General features: G+C 68.9%; 19 protein-coding genes and 1 tRNA gene. 12 read left to right on the top strand and 8 right to left on the bottom strand.

The genetic code is table 11. From position 1 onward, the window contains the following. Nucleotides 1–86 precede the first annotated feature (86 nt). Both ACSHWB_RS21230 and ACSHWB_RS21225 read left to right on the top strand, forming a co-directional pair. Nucleotides 87–875, top strand: a complete 789-nt coding sequence (locus tag ACSHWB_RS21230) for a chitosanase (protein ID WP_439663736.1) — start codon at nucleotides 87–89, stop codon at nucleotides 873–875. A 162-nt stretch (nucleotides 876–1,037) separates the two neighbouring features. Next, complete coding sequence (locus tag ACSHWB_RS21225) at nucleotides 1,038–1,826, top strand: chitosanase (RefSeq protein ID WP_439663735.1); 789 nt, start codon at nucleotides 1,038–1,040, stop codon at nucleotides 1,824–1,826. A 64-nt stretch (nucleotides 1,827–1,890) separates the two neighbouring features. Here ACSHWB_RS21225 and ACSHWB_RS21220 read toward each other — a convergent pair whose 3' ends face one another. Continuing rightward, entirely contained in the window at nucleotides 1,891–4,821 is a 2,931-nt protein-coding gene (locus ACSHWB_RS21220; RefSeq protein WP_439664643.1) for a glycine--tRNA ligase, read from the bottom strand. Nucleotides 4,822–5,053: 232 nt separating this feature from the next. After that, nucleotides 5,054–5,491, bottom strand: coding sequence for a hypothetical protein (locus tag ACSHWB_RS21215; protein ID WP_439663734.1), 438 nt, complete (start codon nucleotides 5,489–5,491; stop codon nucleotides 5,054–5,056). Here ACSHWB_RS21215 and ACSHWB_RS21210 point away from each other — a divergent pair. The 4 genes from ACSHWB_RS21210 to ACSHWB_RS21195 all read left to right on the top strand — a co-directional run bounded on the left by ACSHWB_RS21210 (nucleotide 5,490) and on the right by ACSHWB_RS21195 (nucleotide 9,550). Continuing rightward, nucleotides 5,490–6,911 carry an LCP family protein gene (locus ACSHWB_RS21210; RefSeq protein WP_439663733.1) on the top strand — a complete coding sequence of 474 codons (1,422 nt, stop codon included), beginning with the start codon at nucleotides 5,490–5,492 and terminating at the stop codon, nucleotides 6,909–6,911. The genes ACSHWB_RS21215 and ACSHWB_RS21210 overlap by 2 nt on opposite strands. Before the next feature lie 116 nt (nucleotides 6,912–7,027). Beyond that, nucleotides 7,028–7,513, top strand: a complete 486-nt coding sequence (locus ACSHWB_RS21205; protein WP_439663732.1) for a helix-turn-helix domain-containing protein — start codon at nucleotides 7,028–7,030, stop codon at nucleotides 7,511–7,513. An 89-nt stretch (nucleotides 7,514–7,602) separates the two neighbouring features. Beyond that, complete coding sequence (locus ACSHWB_RS21200) at nucleotides 7,603–8,850, top strand: MurT ligase domain-containing protein (protein WP_439663731.1); 1,248 nt, start codon at nucleotides 7,603–7,605, stop codon at nucleotides 8,848–8,850. Next, nucleotides 8,843–9,550, top strand: coding sequence for a type 1 glutamine amidotransferase (locus tag ACSHWB_RS21195; RefSeq protein ID WP_439663730.1), 708 nt, complete (start codon nucleotides 8,843–8,845; stop codon nucleotides 9,548–9,550). Before ACSHWB_RS21200 ends, ACSHWB_RS21195 begins: the two co-directional genes overlap by 8 nt. Here the strand turns inward: ACSHWB_RS21195 and ACSHWB_RS21190 are convergent. After that, the gene (locus ACSHWB_RS21190; protein WP_439664642.1) at nucleotides 9,516–10,100 is read right to left on the bottom strand and encodes a TetR/AcrR family transcriptional regulator; all 585 of its coding nucleotides are present in this window, start codon (nucleotides 10,098–10,100) and stop codon (nucleotides 9,516–9,518) included. The genes ACSHWB_RS21195 and ACSHWB_RS21190 overlap by 35 nt on opposite strands. An 83-nt stretch (nucleotides 10,101–10,183) precedes the next feature. On the opposite strand from ACSHWB_RS21190, the gene ACSHWB_RS21185 reads away from it, so the two are divergent. Further along, complete coding sequence (locus ACSHWB_RS21185; RefSeq protein ID WP_439663729.1) at nucleotides 10,184–11,398, top strand: RNA-guided endonuclease InsQ/TnpB family protein; 1,215 nt, start codon at nucleotides 10,184–10,186, stop codon at nucleotides 11,396–11,398. A gap of 130 nt (nucleotides 11,399–11,528) precedes the next feature. After that, nucleotides 11,529–13,016: a flavin-containing monooxygenase gene (locus ACSHWB_RS21180; RefSeq protein WP_439663728.1), complete on the top strand. Its 1,488-nt coding sequence runs from the start codon at nucleotides 11,529–11,531 to the stop codon at nucleotides 13,014–13,016. Here ACSHWB_RS21180 and ACSHWB_RS21175 read toward each other — a convergent pair. Beyond that, nucleotides 12,988–14,034, bottom strand: a complete 1,047-nt coding sequence (locus ACSHWB_RS21175; RefSeq protein ID WP_439663727.1) for a zinc-dependent alcohol dehydrogenase family protein — start codon at nucleotides 14,032–14,034, stop codon at nucleotides 12,988–12,990. The two genes, ACSHWB_RS21180 and ACSHWB_RS21175, sit on opposite strands and share 29 nt — an antisense overlap. A gap of 111 nt (nucleotides 14,035–14,145) precedes the next feature. Here ACSHWB_RS21175 and ACSHWB_RS21170 point away from each other — a divergent pair, with 111 nt between their 5' ends. Together ACSHWB_RS21170 and ACSHWB_RS21165 are read left to right on the top strand one after the other, a co-directional pair. Further along, nucleotides 14,146–15,285 (top strand): carboxylesterase family protein, encoded by a 1,140-nt coding sequence (locus ACSHWB_RS21170; RefSeq protein ID WP_439663726.1) that lies wholly within the window; start codon nucleotides 14,146–14,148, stop codon nucleotides 15,283–15,285. Then, nucleotides 15,282–16,022 (top strand): class I SAM-dependent methyltransferase, encoded by a 741-nt coding sequence (locus ACSHWB_RS21165; RefSeq protein ID WP_439663725.1) that lies wholly within the window; start codon nucleotides 15,282–15,284, stop codon nucleotides 16,020–16,022. The genes ACSHWB_RS21170 and ACSHWB_RS21165 overlap by 4 nt, the downstream gene beginning before the upstream one ends. Here the strand turns inward: ACSHWB_RS21165 and ACSHWB_RS21160 are convergent. Beyond that, complete coding sequence (locus ACSHWB_RS21160; RefSeq protein ID WP_439663724.1) at nucleotides 16,009–17,643, bottom strand: NPCBM/NEW2 domain-containing protein; 1,635 nt, start codon at nucleotides 17,641–17,643, stop codon at nucleotides 16,009–16,011. The genes ACSHWB_RS21165 and ACSHWB_RS21160 overlap by 14 nt on opposite strands. 20 nt (nucleotides 17,644–17,663) lie before the next feature. Next, nucleotides 17,664–19,808 (bottom strand): glycosyl hydrolase family 95 catalytic domain-containing protein, encoded by a 2,145-nt coding sequence (locus ACSHWB_RS21155; protein ID WP_439663723.1) that lies wholly within the window; start codon nucleotides 19,806–19,808, stop codon nucleotides 17,664–17,666. Between the two features lie 355 nt (nucleotides 19,809–20,163). On the opposite strand from ACSHWB_RS21155, the gene ACSHWB_RS21150 reads away from it, so the two are divergent. Next, entirely contained in the window at nucleotides 20,164–20,778 is a 615-nt protein-coding gene (locus ACSHWB_RS21150; protein WP_355298867.1) for a TetR/AcrR family transcriptional regulator, read from the top strand. Here the strand turns inward: ACSHWB_RS21150 and ACSHWB_RS21145 are convergent. After that, nucleotides 20,775–20,996, bottom strand: coding sequence for a DUF3618 domain-containing protein (locus ACSHWB_RS21145; RefSeq protein ID WP_439663722.1), 222 nt, complete (start codon nucleotides 20,994–20,996; stop codon nucleotides 20,775–20,777). The genes ACSHWB_RS21150 and ACSHWB_RS21145 overlap by 4 nt on opposite strands. A 120-nt stretch (nucleotides 20,997–21,116) precedes the next feature. Here ACSHWB_RS21145 and ACSHWB_RS21140 point away from each other — a divergent pair. After that, nucleotides 21,117–21,193: transfer RNA gene (locus ACSHWB_RS21140), tRNA-Leu, on the top strand. Nucleotides 21,194–21,282: 89 nt separating this feature from the next. On the opposite strand, the gene ACSHWB_RS21135 is transcribed toward ACSHWB_RS21140, so the two are convergent. Continuing rightward, complete coding sequence (locus tag ACSHWB_RS21135; protein ID WP_439663721.1) at nucleotides 21,283–22,401, bottom strand: ATP-binding protein; 1,119 nt, start codon at nucleotides 22,399–22,401, stop codon at nucleotides 21,283–21,285. Nucleotides 22,402–22,611 lie beyond the last annotated feature (210 nt).

Here is a 22,611-nt window from a genome sequence, read left to right as displayed (position 1 = left end):
AAGACTCTTGCCAATAAAGGTATGGACCCCTTACCGTTGCTCCCACGCCGCCCGGGCCCCACAATCCCTGCCCCGGAGGGAACTTCGTGAAAATCACTGGTCGCATCGCGGCCGCACTGCTGACGTGCGCCGCCCTCTTCACCACCACCGTCGGTACCGCCTCGGCGGCCAACCTCGACGAACCGCGCCTCAAGGACATCGCGATGCAGATCGTGTCCAGCGCGGAGAACTCCTCCACGGACTGGAAAGCGCAGTTCGGTTACATCGAGGACATCGACGACGGCCGCGGTTACACCGCGGGCATCATCGGCTTCTGCAGCGGTACCGGTGACATGCTCGACCTCGTAGAGCTCTACAAGACGAGGAAGTCCGGCAACGTGCTGGAGAAGTACCTTCCCGCACTGCGCAAGGTGAACGGCACCGACTCCCACTCGGGTCTCGACCCCAACTTCATCAAAGACTGGAAGGCCGCGGCCAAGGACTCCGTCTTCAAGGCGGCCCAGGAGTCCGAACGCGACCGCGTCTACTTCAACCCCGCCGTGGCGCAGGGCAAGGCCGACGGCGTGCGCGCCCTGGGCCAGTTCGCGTACTACGACGCGATCGTCGTGCACGGCGACGGCGGCGACAAGACGAGCTTCAGCAACATCCGCAAGCGCGCGCTCGGCAAGGCGAAGCCCCCGTCGCAGGGTGGCAACGAGACCACGTGGCTCAACGCCTTCATGGACGCCCGCGTGTGGGCCATGAAGCAGGAAGCGGCCCACGAGGACGTCTCCCGCATCGAGACCGCGCAGCGCGTGTGGCTGAAGGCCGGCAACCTCGACCTGAAGACGCCGCTGAAGTGGAAGGTCTACGGCGACAGCTTCACGATCAACTAGCCACGCCGTTTCACACATGAGAAAGAGGGGTTTCCCGGTCCGGGAGGCTCCTCTTTCTCATATATGACAACAAGTTCGTAATCGGATGAACATCCTTGCCGGTGGAGGTCCGAACCCCTTACCGTTGCCACACCGCCGCCCGGGACATCCCGGGAGGAATGCATGAGGATCTCAGGCCGAGTGGTGGCCGCAGTTCTGACATGCGTCGCGATCGCCACCGCGACAACAGGTACCGCCCAGGCGGCCGACCTGAACGACCCGCGCATGAAGGACATCGCGATGCAGATCGTGTCCAGCGCGGAGAACTCGTCCACGAACTGGAAAGCGCAGTTCGGCTACATCGAGGACATCGACGACGGCCGCGGCTACACCGCCGGCATCATCGGCTTCTGCAGCGGCACGGGCGACATGCTCGACCTCGTCGAGCTCTACAAGCAACGCAAACCCGGCAACGTGCTGGAGAAGTACCTCCCCGCACTGCGCAGGGTGAACGGCACCGACTCCCACTCGGGCCTGGATCCCAACTACACCAGGGACTGGAAGACCGCCGCGGGCGACTCCGTCTTCAAGGCGGCCCAGGAGTCCGAACGCGACCGCGTCTACTTCAACCCCGCGCTGCGCCAGGCCAAAGCCGACGGCGTCCGGGCGCTCGGCCAGTTCGCCTACTACGACGCGATCGTCATGCACGGCGACGGCTGGGGCAGCCTGGACTTCTCCGGCATCCGCAAACGCGCGCTGACCAAGGCGAAGCCGCCGGCACAGGGCGGCAACGAGACGACGTGGCTCAACGCCTTCATGGACGCCCGCGTGTGGACCATGAAGCAGGAGCCCGCGCACGAGAACACCAGCCGCGTCGACACGGCGCAACGCGTGTGGCTCAGGGCGGGCAACCTCGACCTGAACACACCGCTGAAGTGGAAGGTCTACGGCCAGAGCTTCGAGATCAAGTAGCCGGAACGGCGTCTGCAAGTACCACCGACTCGGAGTTGGTGGTACTTGCAGACGCCTTGTCAGGCTACAGCTGGGTCCAGTCCAGCACCGGCGCCGCGAAGTCGCGGATCGACGCCAGCAACCCGAGCCGGGCCGCCTTCACCTTCTCGTCCTCGGCCATCACCAGCACCTCGTCGAAGAACGTGTTGATGGGTGCGGTCAGCCCTTCGGCGGCACCGAAGAACGCCGCCAGCCCGACGACATCGCGCGGAACCCCGTCGAACGCCTTGTGCAGCGCCACCTCGGCAGGCTCCGACAACACCGAGGCGTCGTAGGAACCCTCAACGGCCGCAGGCACGATCCGCCGCACCCGTTGCAACGCCGCAGCCAGTGCGTCGAAGGACTCGTTGCCCGCCAACGACTCCAGCTGAGCCAGCGTCTCGTCGGCCAGCACCGGCGAGTCGGCCAGCGGCAGCACCGCCTGCACGAACCGGTGCTCGTGCCCCGCGTCGAGCAACGCCTGCTCGTAACGCCGCACCGCGAACTCGCGCGCCGTCTCCAACGCCTCGGCCGACACCTCGAGACCTTCGGCGGCAAGGGAAAGCGCCACCGGCAGCGTGATCGCCCGCAGGTCCGGGAACGCCCGCAGCACCGTCACCGCGCCGAGAGCCGCACGCCGCAGCCCGAACGGGTCCGACGACCCGGTCGGCTGCGCACCGATCCCGAACAACCCGGCCAGCAGGTCGAACCGGTCCGCCAGCGACAACAACGCCCCCGGCACCGACGACGGCAGCGCGTCACCCGCCGACCGGGGAAGCTCCATCTCCCACAACGCCAGCGCGACCTCGGACGTCTCCCCCGAGCGCGCCGCGTACTCCCGAGCCATCACACCGGCGAGCGACGACAGCTCGATCACCATCTGCGAGCCGAGGTCGAACTTGGCCAGCGCGCCCGCGCGGTCGAGCGTCTCGCGGTCGACCTCCACCACGCCGGCGAACCGCCCGGCCAGCGAGGCGATGCGGCCCGCGCGGTCCGCCATCGAGCCGAGCTTGTCCGCGAACGTCAGCTTCGCGAGACCGGACTTCATCTCCTCCAGCGGCGTCTTGAGGTCCGCGCGCCAGAAGAACGCCGCGTCCTCGTACCGCGCCCGCAGCACGGCCTCGTTGCCCGCCCGCACCAGATCGGCGTCGACGGACCCGTTGGCCACCGCCACGAAGTGCGGCAGCAACGAACCGTCGGCCGACCGCACCGGCAGGTAGCGCTGGTGCTTGCGCATCACGGTGGTGAGGATCTGCCCCGGCAGCTCCAGGTACCGCTCCTCGAACGAGCCGAGGATCGGCGTCGGCCACTCGACCAGGTTGGTGACCTCGTCCAGCAGTCCGTCGACCTCGACGACACCGCCGACCGACGCGGCCAGTTCCTGCGCGGCCGCCACGATCGCGGCCGAACGGGCGGCGGCGTCGACCTGGATGCCGTGCGAGGACAGGAACTCCAGGTAACCGTCCGCTTTGGACACCTCGACGACCGGGACGTCCGCGGTGCGGTGCACGCGCGTCGAGGTGCCCGACGCGAGCGACGACACCGCGACCGGCACCGGCGTCTCCCCCAGCAGCGCGAGCAGCCAGCGGATCGGCCGGGTGAACGACAGCTTCGGGTCGTTCCACTTCATGTTCTTCTCGGAACGCAGGTCCGACACGACCTCGCCCAGCAACCCGCTCAGGACCTCGACGGCACCGCGTCCGGCGTCGGTCTTGGTCAACGCCACGAACTCGACGTCGTTCTCGACCACGCGCCCCAGCGAGGAGACGTCGACACCCTGGCCACGCGCGAAGCCCTGCACGGCCTTCGTCGGGTTGCCGTCGGCGTCGAAGGCGGCGGAGACACGGGGACCACGAACCGTGCGCTCGGCATCCGGCTCACGCGGCGACACAGCGGGCACCAGCACAACGATCCGGCGCGGCGTGCCGTGCACGGTCACCTCGCCGTGCGTCAGCCGCGTCGCTTCCAGCTTGGACGCCACCGCTGAACGCACCGCGTCGACGGTCCGGATGACCTCGTGCGGCGGCAGTTCCTCGGTGCCGATCTCGAACAGCAGCGTGGCCGGCGCGACCACGTCCGCGAACGACGAGGGCTTGGCGACGGCGACCGGCAGCTCGGCCACACCGAGCGGATGCCCGAGCTCGGCACGCCGCTCGGCCCACAGACCCGCGACCTCCCTGGCCAGTCCGCGCATCCGTCCGAACGCACGGGCGCGCTCGGTCGTGGAGATCGACCCGCGCGCGTCCAGCACGTTGAAGATGTGCGAGCACTTCAGCACGAAGCTGTGCGCCGGAACGGGCAGGCGGGCGTCGAGCATGCGCCGCGCCTCGGTCGCGAACTCCTCGAAGAGGCGCTTGTTCGCCTCCACGTCCGCGTCGTCGAGGTAGTACCGCGACATCTCGTACTCGGCCTGGCCGAACGCCTCGCCGTAGGAGATGCCGGGCGCGTAGGCGATCTTCTTGAAGTGGTCGACGCCCTGCAGCGCCATCATGATCCGCTCGATGCCGTAGGTGATCTCCACCGACACCGGGTCGAGCGTCATGCCGCCGGCCTGCTGGAAGTAGGTGAACTGGGTGATCTCCAGACCGTCGAGCCAGACCTCCCAGCCGAGGCCCCAGGCGCCCAGCGCGGGCGAGGCCCAGTTGTCCTCGACGAACCGGACGTCGTGCCCGCGCACGTCGATGCCCAGTGCCTCGAGCGAGCCGAGGTAGAGCTCCTGCGGGTCGCCAGGGTCGGGCTTGAGGATCACCTGGAACTGCGTGTGCGTCTGCAGCCGGTTCGGGTTCTCGCCGTAGCGGGCGTCGTCGGGCCGCACGGACGGCTCCACGTAGGCGACGCGCCACGGCTCGGGACCCAGCACCCGCAGCACGGTGGCCGGGTTCAGCGTTCCCGCCCCGACCTCGGTGTTGAACGGCTGCACCACGATGCAACCTCGGTCGGTCCAGTACTTGGTCAGCGCGAGCAGCGCGTCCTGCATCGTCAACACGGCGACGAGTCTACGAAACGGACAAAACCGCTGGTCAGGGGGCCTTGATCGGGTGGGCTGCGCCACTGTGTCACCCTGTGCACAACCGAGTGGCGGCCCCGCACGTCTACTTGGTGTACCCGAATGTGCTGAGAGGAGTGGGTGTGGACAACCGGCCGCCGCGGCCGGGAGACCCGACAGGGAATCCCAGGCGACCCTCTGCCACTCCGCGTTCCCAGGCGGGTCAGCCCCGCCGTCCGCAGGTACCCCCGCGCAGCTCAGAGCCCCCGCGCAGGCAGCCGGGCCGGGCGGAGCCGCCGAGGCGGGAGCCTCCGAAGAGCGCCGAGCCGCCCCGCCGTGAGCCGCCACGCCGCAGCGAGCCACCTCGCCGCGAGCCCGTGAGCCGCAGCGAGCCTCCCCGCCGCGAGTCGGCGAGCCGCAGCGAGCCTCCCCGCCGCGAGTCGGCGAGCCGCAGCGAGACCCCGCGCAGCCGTGAACCGGGCCGTGCCTCCTCGTCGGCGCCGCGACCGCGTCCGATCGCCGACCGCCCGACGGTCCGCACCACCCCGGCGAAGGCCAAGGCCGCCGCCCCCGCGCCCCGGCCGAGGCCCAGGCCCGCCGCCCGCCGCCCCAGCAAGGCCGAGCGCGGCGCGTCCACCGGCGCCAAGATCTTCCTCAGCATGCTGTCCGCGACGATCCTGCTGGTCACCGGCATCGGGTGGCAGAACCTGACGGCGCTGACCGACGGTCTGACCAAGCAGGACCTGAACCTGGCAGACGAGGGCGAGAAGCCCGCCGACGGCGCGATCGACATCCTGCTGGTCGGCATGGACAGCCGCACCGACTCCAAGGGCAACCCGCTGCCGCAGAACATCCTCAACGAACTGCAGGCGGGCGGCAGCGACGACGGCGGGTTCAACACCGACACGCTGATCCTGCTGCACATCCCGAACGACAGCGGCAAGGCCTACGCCGTGTCGTTCCCGCGCGACTCCTACGTGAAGATCGCGGGCGGGTACGGACGACACAAGATCAACTCAGCCTACGGGTTCGCCAAGAACGACGCCGCAGAGAAGCTCCAGGGCAGCGGCAAGAGCGCCCCCGACGTCGAGATGGAGTCGCGCAAGGCGGGCGCGAAGAACCTCATCGAGACCATCCAGAGCCTGACCGGCGCGACGATCGACCACTACGCCGAGGTCAACCTGGTCGGCTTCTACGACATCACCAAGGCCATCGGCGGCATCGACGTCTGCCTCAACGCCAAGGTCCGCGACAGCTTCTCCGGCGCGAACTTCCCCGCAGGCCAGCAGACCATCGAGGGCAAGAACGCGCTCGCGTTCGTCCGCCAGCGGCACGGCCTGCCGATGGGCGACCTCGACCGCGTCGTGCGCCAGCAGGTCTTCATGGCGGGCCTCGCCAAGAAGATGCTGTCGGCCGGCGTGCTCACCGACAGCACCAAGCGCAACGACATGATCAAGGCCGTGAGCGGCGCGATCGTGCTCGACGACGGCTGGGACATCACCAAGTTCGCCCTGCAGATGAAGGACATGACGGGCGGCAACATGACGTTCCAGACGATCCCCACCGGCAACCCGGACCTGCAGACGCCAGAGGACGGCTCTGCGGTCGAGGTGACCGAGTCCGAGGTGCGCGCGTTCGTCAAGGCCCTCGGCAAGGCCCCGGCGGCGTCGAACCCGGCGGACCCCAAGTTCGACAGGTCCACCGTCACCGTCGACGTCCGCAACGCCTCCGGTCAGCCCGGCCTCGCGGGCGACGTGCTCCAGTCGCTCGTCACGAAGGGCTTCAAGCAGGGCCAGACGGGCAACGCCGAGGCCATGGCGAAGTCGGTCGTCCGCTACGGCAAGGGCGGCGAGGCGGGCGCCAACGCGGTCCAGGAGGCCCTCGGCGGCCTGAAGATCGAGGAGGACGTGAACGTGCCCGCCGGCGCCGCCCGCGTCTTCCTCGGATCGGACTACTCGGGTCCCGGCGCGAAGGGGTTCACCGGTTCCGGAGTACTCGCCCTGGACGGTGCGCGTCAGCAACCGGCTGACCCCGCGGCCCCTCCGCCCATCTCCGCAGACGGCGTGCGCTGCGTAAACTGATACTCAGAGTAGAGATGTATAGCCCGTTCGGGGGATTCTCCCAGTAAGTTGCGTAAGCGGCGAAGCACTGGCGCCTTCCATCACCGTGAGACCCGCTCACGGGGTGGAGGACCAGGGTGCAGACTGCGAACGGCCAAATCGACACAGTGGCGTACCAGCGCGTGCTCGGTGATGAGATCCGCAGCCTTCGCAAGCAGCGCGGATGGACCCGCAAGGAGCTCAACAAGCGGCTGCAGACGGAGATCTCGCTGCAGACGCTGGCGACCTACGAGCTCGGCACGCGGCAGTGTTCCGTCGTGCGTCTCGTGGAGATCTGCCACGCGCTCGACGTCCCGGCGCACGAGGTCCTCGCACGCGTGCACGAACGCTTCTTCGGCGACACCCCCGCCGGGCATCTGACGCTGAGCCTCACGTCGATGGCCGCGACCGACAACCCGCGGATCCTGCCGCTCAAACGGTGGGCGGCCGGACGGCTGCACGCGCTGCCGCCGGGTGCCTCACCCGACGTGCACCTCGACCTGCCCGCCCTGGAGAACATGGCGCAGCTGTGCCAGTTGCCCACGGTGGAGCTCATCCGGATCCTGCGCGCCCTGAGCCGTTAGCTGAGCCGGTAGTTGTACCGAACCCCGTTCACACCAACGCAACGACCGTCCGAAAAGGGGCAAAGAGCAACGCCGGTAACATCGCCGGGGTGAACGATTCCCCCGCCCGCCTCCCTCTGCGGACCGCAGCCGCCGTGAAGCTGGGCAACCTGAGCTCCACGCTGTCGCAGAAGATGGGCCTCGGCGCCGGCGGCATGATCGGCGGCCGGGTTGCGCTGAAGCTCGACCCGCAGGCGCTGGGCCGCCTCACCCAGGGCCGCAAGGTCGCCGTCGTGACGGGCACCAACGGCAAGACCACCAGCACGATGATGCTGGCGAGGGCCGTGGGCGCGCTGGGCGAGGTCGCCACGAACCACAGCGGCGCGAACATGCCCGACGGCCACGTCACGGCACTGTCGAAGCAGCCGGACGCCCCCTACGCCGTGCTGGAGTGCGACGAGGGCTACTTCCCCGCCGTCGCGGGCGCCAGCAACCCGGCCGTCGCGGTGATCCTGAACCTCTCGCGCGACCAGCTCGACCGCGTCGGCGAGGTCCGCACGATCGAGCGCTCGCTGCGCGACACCGTGGCCAAGCTGCAGAACTGCACGATCATCGCGAACTGCGACGACGTGATGGTGACGAGCGCGGCCTGGAACGCCTCCAAGGTCGTCTGGGTCGCCACCGGCACCGGCTGGCACCACGACTCGGCGAGCTGCCCGCGCTGCGGCAACCCGATCCGCTGGCAGGGCGAGCACTGGCACTGCACGGGCTGCGACCTGGCACGACCGCACCCGAACTGGATCACCGCCGACGAGGCCATGATCACGCCGGAGCACCAGAAGCTCGAGCTGCGCCTCACGCTGCCCGGCAAGTTCAACCAGGCGAACGCCGTCATGGCGTCCGCCGCCGCACACGCGATGGGAGTCCCCGCCGACGAGGCAGTGCGTCGTCTGCGTGGCGTCTCCAACGTGAGCGGGCGCTACCGCACGATCCAGCGCAACGGCCGCAGCGCGCGCCTGTTGCTGTCGAAGAACCCGGCGGGCTGGAGCGAGACCCTCACGGTCGTCAAGGAGGCCAACCACCCGGCCGTCCTGGTGATCAACGCGAACGAGGCCGACGGCCGCGACCTCTCCTGGTTGTGGGACGTCCCCTTCGAGCGCCTGCAGGGCCGCACGGTCATCGCGTCCGGCGAACGCGCGACCGATCTCGCCGTCCGCCTGACCTACGCCGAGGTCCAGCACACGATCGTGCCCGACCCGCTGAAGGCCATCGACCAGATGCCCGCCGGCGCCGTCGAGGTCATCGCCAACTACACCGCGTTCCGCGACTTGAATGCCAGGGCTGCCGCTGATGAGTGAGTCGACAATCCAGATCGCGCTCGTGCTGCCGGATCTCCTCGGCACGTACGGCGACTTCGGCAACGCCGTGGTCCTCGAGAAGCGCATGACGTGGCGCGGCATCAAAGCCGAGATCGTGCCCATCAACTACGGCCAGCCGGTGCCGGACTCGTGCGACATCTACGTCGTCGGCGGCGGTGAGGACACCGCGCAGACGCTGGCGGTGAAGCACCTGCGCGAGCACCCCGGCCTGCAGCGCGCCGTCACGAAGAACGCCGTGGTGCTGGGCGTCTGCGCCGGCATCCAGATCTTCGGCGAGAGCTTCACCCGTGCCGACAACATCACCCACCCCGGCATGGGCCTGATCGACTCGTCCTCGCACGCGGGAGGCAGCCGCGCGATCGGTGAGGTCATCGCCGAGCCGGCGAACGGCCTGTTCGAGGGCGTGCTGACCGGCTTCGAGAACCACCAGGGCCGCACCACGCTGGGCCCGGCCGCCAAGCCGCTGGCGCACGTCAAGGTCGGCACCGGCAACGACGGCAGCGTCGAGGGCGCCGTCCAGGGCCGGATCCTGTGCACCTACCTGCACGGCCCGGTGCTGCCGCGCAACCCGCAGCTCGCGGACCTGCTGATCGAGTGGGCCACGGGCACCAAGCTCGCGCCGCTGGACCTGCCCGCCGTGTCCGCTATGCGGGCTGAGCGGGTAAAGGCTGCTTCGTAAGCCTGGCTGAGACACCCGGCCAGATCACGGCCATCACGTAGTCGGTTGCGAGCGCAGGTCCCACCGAGGGCCTGCGCTCCATCCACACCGCGAGGCGTTCGGTGGCGCCGACGACGATCTCGGCGAACGCCTCCGCCTCCAGCGGGTCGATGTCCGGCGTGAACGACGCCAGCACGGCCCCGATCATGTCCGTCTGCTGCTGACGGATGCCTTCCACCTCTTCTTGCGCCGACGGCACCGCCACGGCCGCTTCTTGCCGCAGCAACGCCCACGAGCGGCGGTGCTCGTCGATGAACTCGAAGAACGCCCTGAGCCCCAGTCTGAGGAACTCCTCCGGGCTCTCGGCGCCCGCGATCGCCGCCGCCGTCTTCTCCCGCAGCTCCGTGCGCGCCCGGTGGATGCAGCCGATCAGCAGGCCTTCCTTCGAGCCGAAGTACTCGTAGAGCATCGGCTTCGAGACACCCACGCGTTCGGCGATCTCGTCCATCGAGGTTGCGAGATAGCCCTGCTCGGCGAAGATCTCCTCAGCGACGGTCAGCATCTGGGCCATGCGCTGGGCCTTGGGCATTCGGCGCCGAGGGGCTGTCACGACAGCCTCCTGCCAAAGCTCGACATCGTTCTCCTAGTACTTTGATGCTTGTGCGAACGGCGTACCGGTGCCGGGCCTATCCCACTCCTGAGCAAACCAGAATTCTCAACCGCACCTTCGGATGTGTCCGTCTGGTGTGGAACAAGACCCTGGACGAACGGAGTCGCCGGTACCACTCCGAGGGTGTGCGCACGTCGTACCGTCAAGCCGACGCCGCGCTCACCGAGTTGAAACGCACCGAAGAGTTCGCGTTCCTCTCCGAGGTGTCCTGCGTACCGTTGCAGCAGGCGCTGCGACACCAGCAGACCGCGTTGCAGAACTTCTTCACCGGGCGCGCTCGCTACCCCCGGTTCAAACCGCGCACCAACCGCCAAACCGCGCACTTCACACGTTCGGCGTTCCGGCTTCGTGCCGGAGTGCTGACATTGGCGAAGATCGCCACGCCCCTGCGGTTCGTGTGGTCCTTCGACGACACCGACATGACCTCGCTCGCGCCGACGATGGTCGTGATCTGCCGTGAGCCGGATGACCGCTGGTACGTGACGTTTGCCGTCGACACGAAAGCTATTGCGCCGCTTGTGCCCACGGGACAGGCGATCGGCGTCGACCTCGGCCTCGCGGAGTTCGCAGTGACCAGCCGCGGCGAGCGGATCGTCGCCCCTGAACGTCTGGAGCGCAGGGCGCGGAACCTGGCTCGCTACCAGCGTCAACTGGCCAGATGTCAGCGCGGCAGCATGAATCGCCGCAGGGCGAGAGCCAAGGTCGCTCGCGCTCATCGCAAGGTGCGCGATGCCAGACAGGACTTTCTGCACCGCACCACCACGACGCTCGTGCGCTCGGCTGACATGATCGCCGTCGAAGACCTCAACGTGTCGGGCATGGTCCGCAACCGCAGACTCTCCCGTGCCATCTCCAACGCTGGATGGAGCGAGTTCCGGCGGCAGCTGGAGTACAAGTGCGAACGCGCCGGCCGCACGCTGGTCGTGATCGACCGCTGGTACCCCTCCAGCAAGACGTGCTCCGCGTGCGGGCATCGGCTCACCGAACTCGCACTCTCCGCCCGGCACTGGACGTGTCCGAGCTGCCGCGCCCGGCACGACCGGGACCTCAACGCGGCGAAGAACATCCTTGCGGCTGGTCGAGCCGTAGCCCGAGGCGACTCGGGCGATGCCTGCGGAGCTGATGTCGGACGGCAAGGGCCACCCCTTCCGCGATCGGCCGTGAAACAGGAAGTCCGTGCCGCGAGGTACAGCCCGTAGCGGCTGCACGCCTCAAGGCGTGTGGAGCCCCGTCCCAAGGACGGGGAAAGACAAAAATGGAGTCTACCGCTCGTAACTTACTCGGGGTAACCTACCGAGAAGTAGCTACCGCGAGCGGAGGGACTTCCCCATGCACCGAGAGACGAAAGTGCTCGTCATCGGCACCGGCTTCTCCGGCCTGGGCATGGCCATCGAGCTGAAGCGCCGCGGCGAGCACGACTTCGTGGTGCTGGAGAAGGCCGCCGACCTCGGCGGCACCTGGCGCGACAACTCCTACCCCGGCTGCGCGTGTGACGTGCCGTCGCACATGTACTCGTTCTCGTTCGAGATGAACCCGAAGTGGTCGCGGATGTTCGCGCAGCAGGGCGAGATCTTCGACTACCTGCAGCGCGTCGCCGAGAAGTACCGGCTGCGGCCGCACATCCGCTTCAACACCAAGGTCTCCGGCGCGCAGTGGGACGACGAGGCCAAGCGCTGGACCGTCACGACCGAGCAGGGCGACACCTACACCGCCCAGGCGCTGGTCGCGGGCGTCGGCGCGTTGCACATCCCGAACGTCCCCGAACTGCCGGGCATCGAGAACTTCAGCGGCAAGACGTTCCACTCCGCGCAGTGGGACCACGACTACGACCTGACCGGCAAGCGCGTCGCCGTCATCGGCACGGGTGCGTCGGCGATCCAGTTCGTGCCGAAGATCGCGGGCCAGGTCGGCTCGATGAAGATCTTCCAGCGCACGCCGCCGTGGATCATGCCCAAGGCCGACCGCGAGATCAACGGCTGGGAGCAGAAGCTGTTCCGCGCCTTGCCGTTCACGCAACGGCTCTACCGCGACTTCGTCTACTGGACGCGCGAGTCGTCCGCGCTGGGCTTCGCGGTGAACCCGAAGATCATGCAGTTCGCGCAGGGCATCGCGTTGCGGCACATGAAGAAGCAGGTGCCGGACCCGAAGCTGCGCCGCAAGCTCAAGCCGGACTACACCATGGGCTGCAAGCGCGTGCTGATCTCCAACGACTTCTACCCGGCGCTGGGCTACCCGAACGTCGACCTGGTGACGGACAAGGTCTCCGAGGTGCGCGAGAAGTCCATCGTGGACAGTGCTGGCGTCGAGCACGAGGTCGACGTCATCATCTACGGCACCGGGTTCCACGTCGTCGACTCGTTCGACTACCTGGACATCCAGGGCAAGGGCGGCGTCGACCTCGCGAAGCAGTGGCGTCAGCAGGGGATCGAGACCTACTACGGCATCACGGTCTCGGGCTTCCCCAACCTGTTCTTCCTGCTGGGCCCCAACACCGGGCTCGGGCACAACTCGGTCGTGTTCATGATCGAGTCGCAGATCCGGTACATCTCGCAGTGCCTCCAGCTCCTCGACAAACACCGCGCAGCGGAGCTGGACGTACGGCTGGAGGCCCAGCAGGAGTTCAACACCGAGATCCAGCAGAAGCTCACCAAGGGCGTCTGGACCCAGGGCGGCTGCAAGAGCTGGTACCTCGACGCGCAGGGCGTGAACCGCACCGTGTGGCCGGGATTCACCTGGCGGTACTGGATGCGGACCAAGCGCGTGCGCGCCGAGGACTACGTGCTGACGACTAGCCCGCGTTCTGGGGCCGGACGATGACCTTGAGGGCGGTCCGCTCGTCCATCGCCTGGTAGCCCAGCGCGACGTCGTCGAGCGTGACCGTCCTGTCGAACACGGGACCGGGGTCGATCCGTCCCGCGAGCACGTCGGCCAGCAGTTCCGGCAGGTACGCCCGCACGGGCGCGACACCGCCGCCGATGGCGATGTTGCGGCCGAACAGCTTGCCCAGCGGCAGCCCGGGCATCTCGTGCGGCACACCGACGTACCCGATGCGGCCGCCGTCGCGCACGATGCCCATCGCGGTCGTCCACGACTGCTCGGTGCCGACGCACTCCAGCACCGCCGACGCGCCGAGCCCGCCGGTCATCTCCTTGATGCGCTCGACCGCGGCCTCACCGCGTTCGGCGACCTGGTCCGTGGCACCGAAGAGCGACGCGATCTTCGCGCGGTCCTCGTGCCGTCCCATCGCGATGATCCGCTCGGCGCCGAGCCGCTTGGCCGCGAGGACGCCGCACAGGCCCACCGCGCCGTCACCGACGACCGCGACCGTGCTGCCGGGACCGACACCCGCGCCCATGGCCGCGTGGTGACCGGTGCCCATGACGTCGCTCAGGCTCAGGAACGCGGGCAGCAGCGACGCCGGCGCGTCCGCGGGAACCCGGACCAGCGTGCCGTCGGCCTGCGGCACGCGCACGGCCTCGCCCTGACCGCCGTCGCTGCCCTTGCTGCCCCAGAACCCACCGGCGCGGCACGACGTCTGCAACCCGGCCTGGCAGTACGCGCACGTGCCGTCGCTCCACACGAACGGCGCGATGACGCGGTCGCCGACGTTGACGGAGTGGACCTCGCTGCCGACCTCCTCGACGATGCCGAGGAACTCGTGCCCGATCCGCTGCCCGTCCTCGCGCTTGGCCACGCCCCGGTACGCCCACAGGTCGCTGCCGCAGATGCACGCGAGCTCGACCCGGACGACGACGTCGGTGGCCTCCTTGACCGCCGCGTCCGGCACCTCCTCAACGCGGATGTCGCGAGTGCCGTAGATCGTCGTAGCCCGCACCTGGAGCCTCCTCTTGTCTCGTTGCTCAACCGTTACATGGTCCTCCTATGGAGCCGTTCCCGCCGAATCGAGACGATGTGGAGTTGGTTACGCGTGCTTAGGATCGATGCTGTGCCGATCACCGAAGGTCTCGTGCGAGCTCGTGGTGTCCGATATGCGACCGCTTTCCGGTTCGCCGCGCCGGAGCCGTACAAGTGGGACGGTGTGATCGACGCCGGCGAACGCGGCCCTGCCTGCCCGCAGCCTCCGTCGGCATTGGTCGCCCTGGTCGGCAGCTCCGTCGACGGCCTGACGTTCGACGAGCACTGCCACGTCCTGTCCGTCACCGCGCCCGCCGACGCCTCCGGCCTGCCCGTGATGGTCTGGTTCCACGGCGGCGCCTACTTGACCGGCAGCGGCGAGTCGACGAAGTACGACGCCGGTCTGCTGGCCTCCGAGGGCGTCGTGGTGGTCAGCGTCAGCTACCGCCTCGGCGTTTTCGGTTACCTGCGGGACAACCTGGGCCTGCTCGACCAGCTCACGGCGTTGCGGTGGGTGCGGGACAACATCGCCGCGTTCGGGGGCGATCCGGCGAACGTGACGGCGTTCGGGCAGTCCGCAGGCGCCGACTCCGTGTACGCGCTGATGCTCACCGACACCGAGAACCTGTTCCACCGCGCGATCCTGCAGAGCGCGCCGCTGGGCACCCGCAGTCCCGAACGTGCCGAGATGACGGCCGTGCTGCGTGCGTCGATCTCCGTGGACGACAGCACGTCCGTCGAGGGTGTGCTGGCGGCCCAGGCCGCCGGGGTCGCCGAGGTGGGACCGCGGTTCGCCCCGTCCGGCGGCATGCCGTTCGCCCCGGTGCTGGACGAGGTCGACCTCGCCGCGGCGGCGTCGCGCGTCGAGCTGCTCGTCGGGCACACGGCCGACGACGGCAGCCCGTACGTGCCGAGCCGCGAGCACTGGGCGGCGGTGACCGAGCTGATCTTCGCCCTCGGGGCCCGAGAGCTGGCGCGGGACTGGACCGCGGCGGGCGGGCAGGCCGCCACCTACACCTTCAGGTGGGCGCCCGCCGACGCCCCCATGGGCTCGTGTCACTGCATGGAGCTGCCGTTCCTGTTCGACCCGGACGGCTGGATCGGCGCGGGCATGCTGGCGGGGCAGGAGCCGGACGCCGAGCTGGCGAAGACCATCCGGAGCACGTGGGCGGGCTTCGCGCGAAACGGGATGGACGCGCTGCCGTCCCGGTCGCTTGAATTCGGCGGGTGACCGATCGCGAGCGTCTGCGCACCACGTTCGGCGAGGACGCGGCCCGCTACCACCGGGCACGCCCCGCCTATCCCCCGCCGCTGTTCGAACGGCTGACCGGCCCGCGAATCCTGGAGATCGCGCCCGGCACCGGTCAGGCCACGCTGCCGCTGACCGCGCTGGGCGACGTGACGGCGGTCGAGCTGAGCCCCGACCTGGCCGCCATCGCCCGTGCGCACGCCCCGGACGCCCACGTGGTCGTGGCGGACTTCGACGACTGGCCGTTGCCCGCCACCCCGTTCGACCTCGTGGTGTGCGCGACGGCGTTCCACTGGCTCGACCCCGCCACCCGGATGGCCCGCTGTGCCGCCGCGTTGCGTCCCGGTGGCGCGCTGGCCGTGATCTCCACGCACCACATCGCGGGCGGCACCGGGAAGTTCTTCGCGGACGCGCAGGAGTGCTACGAGCGCTGGGATCCCTCCACGCCACCGAACCTGCGCCTCTCGCCCGCCTCGGACATCCCCTGCGAGTTCGACGACAGCGCGCTCTTCGACGAGCCCGAGTTCCACCGGTACGAGTGGGAGCAGGCCTACGACACCGAGGCGTACGAGGACCTGCTCCTCACGTACTCGAACCACATCGTGCTGCCCGCCCGCGATCAGCTGATCGCGGACATCACGTCCCTGATCCGCACGCGGTACGGCGGCCGGATCGTGAAGCGGTACATGACCCAGCTGGCCGTCGCTAAGCGCAGGTGATGCGCGGCGAGGCCCAGTCGCCGTGGTCGGAGTTGATCCCGTCACCGGCGTCGGTCAGCACCAGCCGCAGGTTCTCGGCGTCGGTGAGCGGCGCGGTGAGCCTCTTCGCCGCGTCGGTGCCCGTGAGCCTCCCGGAGTCGGCGACCTTCACGTCGTCCGCGAACACCTGGAAGACCACCGATCCCTTTCCCGCGGCCACCTCGTCGTCGACGCCGACGTCCACCGCCAGCGAGGAGCACTTGCGGCCCAGGTAGAACTCGATCGTTCCGGCCGCGTGCGACCCGAAGCCCTTCTGGTGCGCGACACCGTTGATGGTCAGAGTCCTGCCGTCGCCGGCGGCCTGGTTGCCGACGGACCTGTCGAGCTCGACGGGTCCCCAGCCGTTGGTGGAGGACGTCGCCTCGAACGCCGACAGGTCGGTGGTGCCGGCCGGCGGGGTCGGCCGCGGGCCGCTCTTCGAGACGCGGTAGATCACCGTGGCGAGCGACGGGACGGACGCCGAGATCGTGCCGGTCGTGGTCCGCGTCGACTTGGTCCAGAGGTCCTTGAGCACCGCCGGTCCGGACATCCCGATCTCCGGCAGCGACGTCGAGATCGTCTGCGTGGAGCCGGACTTGTTGAACAGCGCCACGGCCTTGTCGCCGTTCGCGAGCGGCTTCACGATCACGTCGACACCCGACTTGCCGGTGGTGCGGATCCGCTTGCCCTGCACGCCGAGCTTGTCCTGGTCGACCGCGATGACGTCCTTGTTCTCCAGGATCGTGAACGTGTCGGCGGAAACCTTGCGCAGGTCCGACCCGATGAGCAGCGGTGCGGCCATGATCGCCCACAGCGAGAAGTGGCTGCGGTACTGCACGGCGCTCATCTTGCCGTTGCCGACTTCGAGCATGTCCGGGTCGTTCCAGTGCCCAGGTCCGGCGTAGGAGTCCAGCACGACGTTCTTTTCGTAGATGTCCATCGTGCGGGGCCACGTGTCGTTGATGTCGCCTGTGGTGCGCCACAGGTGTCCGGTGTCGGAGGCCCACTCCCACGGCTTGTTCTGGCCCCACTCGCACAGGCTGAACACGATCGGACGGCCGGTCTTCTTCAACGCGTCGCGCATCTTGCGGTAGCGCTGCTTCGCGTCGACGCCCTGGTTGTTGCAGTTGTCGTACTTCAGGTAGTCGACGCCCCAGCTCGCGAACTGCTGCGCGTCGGACTCCTCGTGGTCCAGGCCGCCGGGGAAGCCGTTGTCCTTGTTGCAGGTCTTGGTTCCGGCGCTGGTGTAGATGCCGAACTTCAGGCCCTTGGCGTGCACGTAGTCCGCGACGGCCTTGATGCCGTTGGGAAAACGCGTCCTGTTCGGCACGAGCTTCCCAGCGGAGTCACGGGTCTTCTCGGCCCAGCAGTCGTCGATGTTGACGTACTCGTAGCCGGCGTCCTTCAGGCCCTTGTCGACGAAGATGTCGGCGATGCCCTTGACCATCGCCTCGGTGAACTCGGCGCGGCAGGCGGTGGTGTTCCAGTTGTTGAACCCCATCGGCGGGGTCAGGGCGAGGCCGTCCGGCAGCGCCTGGGAGGCGGGGGCGACCAGGACCGCACCGACCATCGTGGACAGCAAAGCTAGCGCGAGGGTGCGCATGGGGCTTTCCTTTCCGATCATCACGCGGGAAGACCCCAGGGCTTGCCGGGGGTCGTGACGGCGACCGGCCGGACGGCCAGGTCAGGGCGGCGGCCCCTGGGATGCACCAGGACTTCCTGCCCGCGGCGCAACGGGATCTCCAGCGTCCCGTCGCCGCGGTCGTGGTACCGGACCGGCGCCACCACGGACACCGGCCCCTCGATGCCGTGCCGCAGCACCAGCGGCTCGCCCGCGCGGCTGCGGACCAGCACGAACTCGGTCCTGCCCTGCACTCGTCTCGCGGTGACGGAGAACCCGCCCTCCGCCGAATGATCGGCGATCACGACGTCGGGCCACGCGGACGGCACGGCGGGGAACACCCGGACGACCCCGCCCCAGCTCTGGCACACGAAGTCGTGGATCGTCTGCGCGCCGGACAGCGGGGTCTCCACGACCGGGCCCGCCTCGGTGTACATGGTGTTCTCCAGCACCGGGAACCTCTTGGTGGTGTCGAACATCTTCACGAAGTAGGCGTAGGCCTCGTCCCCGCGGAACATGCGCGCGGCGATCGAGCCGGACCCGGAGTAGCTGTAGCCGCGGTGGGCCGGCTCCAGCGACATCCAGTGGCGCAGCGACTTCTCGATCAGCTCGCGGTTCTCCTGCTGCTCCCAGTTCACCGTCATCAGCGGGAACGTCGCGAGCAGGTGCGAGAAGTGCCGGTGCGACACGGCGAACGGCACCCCGGCACCGATCATGAACCCGTTGGCGTCCACCGGGTACGGGGTGAGGTCACGCAGCACCTCGCGCCACCTCGGCGCCAGCGGGTCGTTGATCTTCAACTCGACGGCCGAGTCGATCAACGTCTGACAGCCCCAGCGGATCAGCTGCAGGTCGTAGTTGCAGTCGGGCGCGTCGCCGTACTCGGGCGAGGTGGTGACGTCGAGGTGGAGCCTGCCGTCGCTGCCTTTCGTCAGGAAGTGCAGGTAGTAGTTGATCGACCGGCGCAACAGCGGGAACACGACGTCGGACAGGATCCGGGCGTCCATGCTGTGCCGGTACGACAGCCAGACGTTGTGCAGCGCCCAGGTCAGGTTGCCGAGCTCCTTGACGCCGGTGCCGCCCGTCCCCGGCTCGTACAGCGTGCCGGCGTTCGACGTCGTGCGGTCGGTGCTGCGGCCGACACCCGCCGAGTCGTGCCGGTAGGCCTCCTTGACGTTGCGGACGAGCTGCTCCTGGTTGTCCTTGAGCGTGCTCGTGATCGAGTCCAGCTCCAGGTGGTTCGAGCCGTGGACCAGCCAGTACTCCAGCTGCACGTTGAGGTTCCACCAGGCAGCGCCCCACGGCGTCCGCTCCAGCCACGGCCCGGTCGTCGCCATCACCGGCCCGCCGGCCCGGGAGCCGGACGCGATCTTGTAGAGCTGGATCCAGTAGAACGACTGCAGCCGCTGCTCGCCGAACGACAGGAAGCTCTTCCGGTAGAAGGCGTTCCACCACCGGCGATGCGACGCGAGCGGCACCGCCGCGCGCACGGCCTTCACGGCGATCCTGTCCGCGCCGGCCTCGGGGAAGGTGTGCGCGACCGCCAGCAGCACCCGCTGCGCGCGGCCGTTCGACGTGATCCGGAAAGCGGTTGCCGTCCGGCCGCCCGCGTTCAGCTCCTGCGTCACCACCGTCTCGCGGCCGTCCGCCCTGGTCACGGGATCCGGGTTGAGGACGTAGCCCTCTGGCAGCGGGTAGAACTCGGCACGCATCGGAATCGCCTTGGCGGGCACGAACTCCAGCACCGGCCCCTCCGTGCCGGACGCGCTGACGTCCAGCGAGAGCACCGAGCGTTCGGAGTGGATGTACGCGGCGAACGTGATCACGCCGAGCGACGTGGTCACGGTTCCACGCAGCTCCGCGTTCCACAGGTCGAGGCGCCAGTCGACGGCCGCGACGGTGCCGGCCGCCGTCATCTTCAGGTTTCCGACAGGAAGCCGGCAGACCCCGAACTGGCTGCCGCCCGTCGCGCGGTGATCCTGCACGTCGGCGTGCTGCACGGTGAACCTGACGACGTTCCCCTCGGCGTAAACGACGCTGCCGAGCCGCCCGTCACCGAGGAACGGGGCCTGTCCGTACTGGGTCGGCGGCCTTTTCCACACGAGATCCTGCGCCCCGATGAACTCTTCCCAGTCGCGTTCTGACATGCCGTCACAGGCGGATACCTCCGATGGCCCGGTCTTTTTCCCGGTCGCCACCCCCGACCGCCCGAGCACCACCGCTGCTGTGGTTCCCCCCAGGAAACCCCTTCTGCCAAAGACCATTACCCGCTCCTCGCCCGCGCATGACAACTGCTCACGTTCAGCTGCGCGGCGAGGCAGCCTGGTCCAGACATCCCGAAAGGTAGGAGTTCTGGGGCGCATCGCGCAAGACCCAACCAACCACAACACGATGCAACAACCGGGTGCTGCTCACCCTGCGAGGTGGGCAAGACGCCTAGGATGTGCCGCCAAAGGGGCGGGGAGAACACGCACGAGCCGTGCCCTGGTACGAGGAGGTGGCATGGCTGTGTCGACAACGGCGTTCAACGAGGGCAGGGCCCCGCAGAGGGGCCGTCCTCGGGACGCCAGCAGGGACGACGCATTACGTCAGGCAGCGCTCGAGGTGATGGCCGAGGTCGGGTACCGGGCTCTCACCATGGACGCGGTGGCGGCCCGTGCGAGAGCGGGCAAGGCAACGATCTACCGGCGGTGGGAGTCGAAGCTCGATCTCGTGATCGACACGTGCACCCAGCTCGCCACGCAGAACCTCGCGGCACCGGACACCGGCTCTCTGGCCGGAGACCTGCGCGAGTTCCTCTCGTCGTTCGCCGCGTTCCTCTCAGGACCGATCGGCAAGGCCGCTCAGGCGCTCGTGGGCGAACTCCCGCACGAGCCGGAGCTGGCGGCGGCGTTCCGGGAGACGTTCCTGATCTCGCAGCGCGACGTGCTGCGCGGCATCCTGGACCGGGCAGCCGAACGGGGCGAGCTCAGAGCCGACGCCCCGCGCGGCATGGCGGTCGAGATCGCGGGCGCCGCCCTGATCTACCGGCTGATGCTGACCGGGGACCCGCTCGACGAGCCGTTCGTGGAGAAGGTCGTCGAGCAGGTGCTCCTGCCGTTGGTGCGCGTGTCCTAGCGGAAGAGCTTGCGGACCAGCGCGAAGCCGACCACCGCGCCGACCGCGATCAACGTGTACTTGACCTTGGGCTGGCTCAGCACGTCGAGCACGGACGACTTGCCCTGCTCGACGAGCTTCTGCGGGTTGGCGCGCTCGCTGAGCTCGTCCAGGGTGGCGGCCAGCGCGGTGCGAGCCTGCTCGATCTCGCGCTGAATGGTCTCGGGATCGCGAGCCACATGTCCTCCTAGCAGCGGTTCTGCCCGCAACCGTAGTGGACGGCCGGTGACGCGGCTTCGCGTGACCCTGGTCAGACCCGAGAGAGCGAGTCCATGGACGGCCGATAGGCTTCCACCCGAGGGGTCGTAGCCCAATTGGCAGAGGCACTGGGTTTAGGTCCCAGCCAGTGGGGGTTCGAGTCCCCCCGACCTCACCATCTTCCTGGGCGAATGTGCTCATGGAGCGCATTCGCCCAGGTCAGATCGGGTCCACAGCGGGGACACCCCGCACCCCGGGTCAGCGCTTTCAGTGGTTCGCCGCGGGGGCTGGCCCGCGGCGAACCACCTTCAAGTTAGCCGCCCGGCCACCGGGTACATCCCCAGCGAACTGCTCCGCGAGCCGTTCCCTGCCGTAGAGCCGGACCGACTCCAGCTGTTCGAACCGGCCGGCGCCCGTGATCGTGAGCAGCGACTTGGCCACCAGCGCCGACAGCAGCACGAGCACCCGGTCCGAGGGCAGGTCGCAGGCCTGGACAGCGCCGTCGAGCCCGAAGCCGCCCGGCCTCTGCGAGATGCACCGGAACACGTGCTGCTCGTCGACGCTGAGGTGGTCGTAGCTCCAGCCGATCGCGGCGCGCAGGCTCTGGTGCCGTTCGGCGGCGGTGCGGTTGCCGCGGTTGAGCAGTTCCAGGCGGTCGTCGAGCCGCGCCAGCAGCTCCTTGACGGGCAGCACGGTCACCAGCCTCGCCGCGAGCTCGATCGCCAGCGGGAGGCGGTCCAGGCGCGTGCACAGGGCGGCCAGCGCGCCCCGGTCACCGAGCCTCAGGCCGACGTGGTTCGCACGGGCGCGGTCGGCGAACAGCTCCACCGCGTTCGTGATCGACAACGGCTGCACCGCGAACAGGACCTCGCCCGGCACCCGCAGCGGTTCCCTGCTGGTCGCGATGACCGTGAGGCCGGGACAGCCCAGCAGCAACGGTTCCAGCAGCGCCGCGCACTCCGCCGCCACGCGCTCGCAGTTGTCCAGCACCAGCACGGTCTCGCGGCCCGCCAGCGCGTGCACGAGCGTGCTCAGCGCCGGCTCCCCCGCCGGCTCGCCGAGTGCCGCCGCGCACGCACTCGCCACGTCCGTGACGGAGTCGAGCTCGACCCGCGTCCACCGGCCCGCGGCGAACTCCTTGGCCAGCCTGCTCTTCCCGACACCGGCCGGGCCGACGAGCGTGAGCACGCGCGTGCCGGCGAACCTGCCGAGACGGACCAGTTCGGCTTCACGGCCGATGAAACTGTCCAGTGCCGTAACGGGTTCGTTCACGCGCTGCCGGTACGCCCGCTGCCGGCACGCGTTCGAGCAGTACCGCGCCTGTCTGCGCCGGGAGGTGGCGGTCGCGGTGCCGCAGATCGCACACGTCCCCACCTGGTCAGCCATCGAACTCCATCGTAGTCAAACGATTACAGGCCGGAAAGGCCTTTCCCCCGTGTTGTGGACCAATGGCTCTCGACCGCGTATACATCGGAGGTGTCGCCGCCGCGACCGACGTCTGAGAGGACCGGGCATGCGGTTGTCCACCGTGCGATGGCACGCGGCGGGAGCGCTCGTCATCGCGTTAGCGGCGAACGCACTAACTCCAACAGCGAC

The organism is Lentzea sp. HUAS TT2 (assembly GCF_051853195.1).
In the GTDB taxonomy this organism is placed as follows: domain Bacteria; phylum Actinomycetota; class Actinomycetes; order Mycobacteriales; family Pseudonocardiaceae; genus Lentzea.
This window is presented reverse-complemented; position numbering and strand designations above follow the sequence as displayed.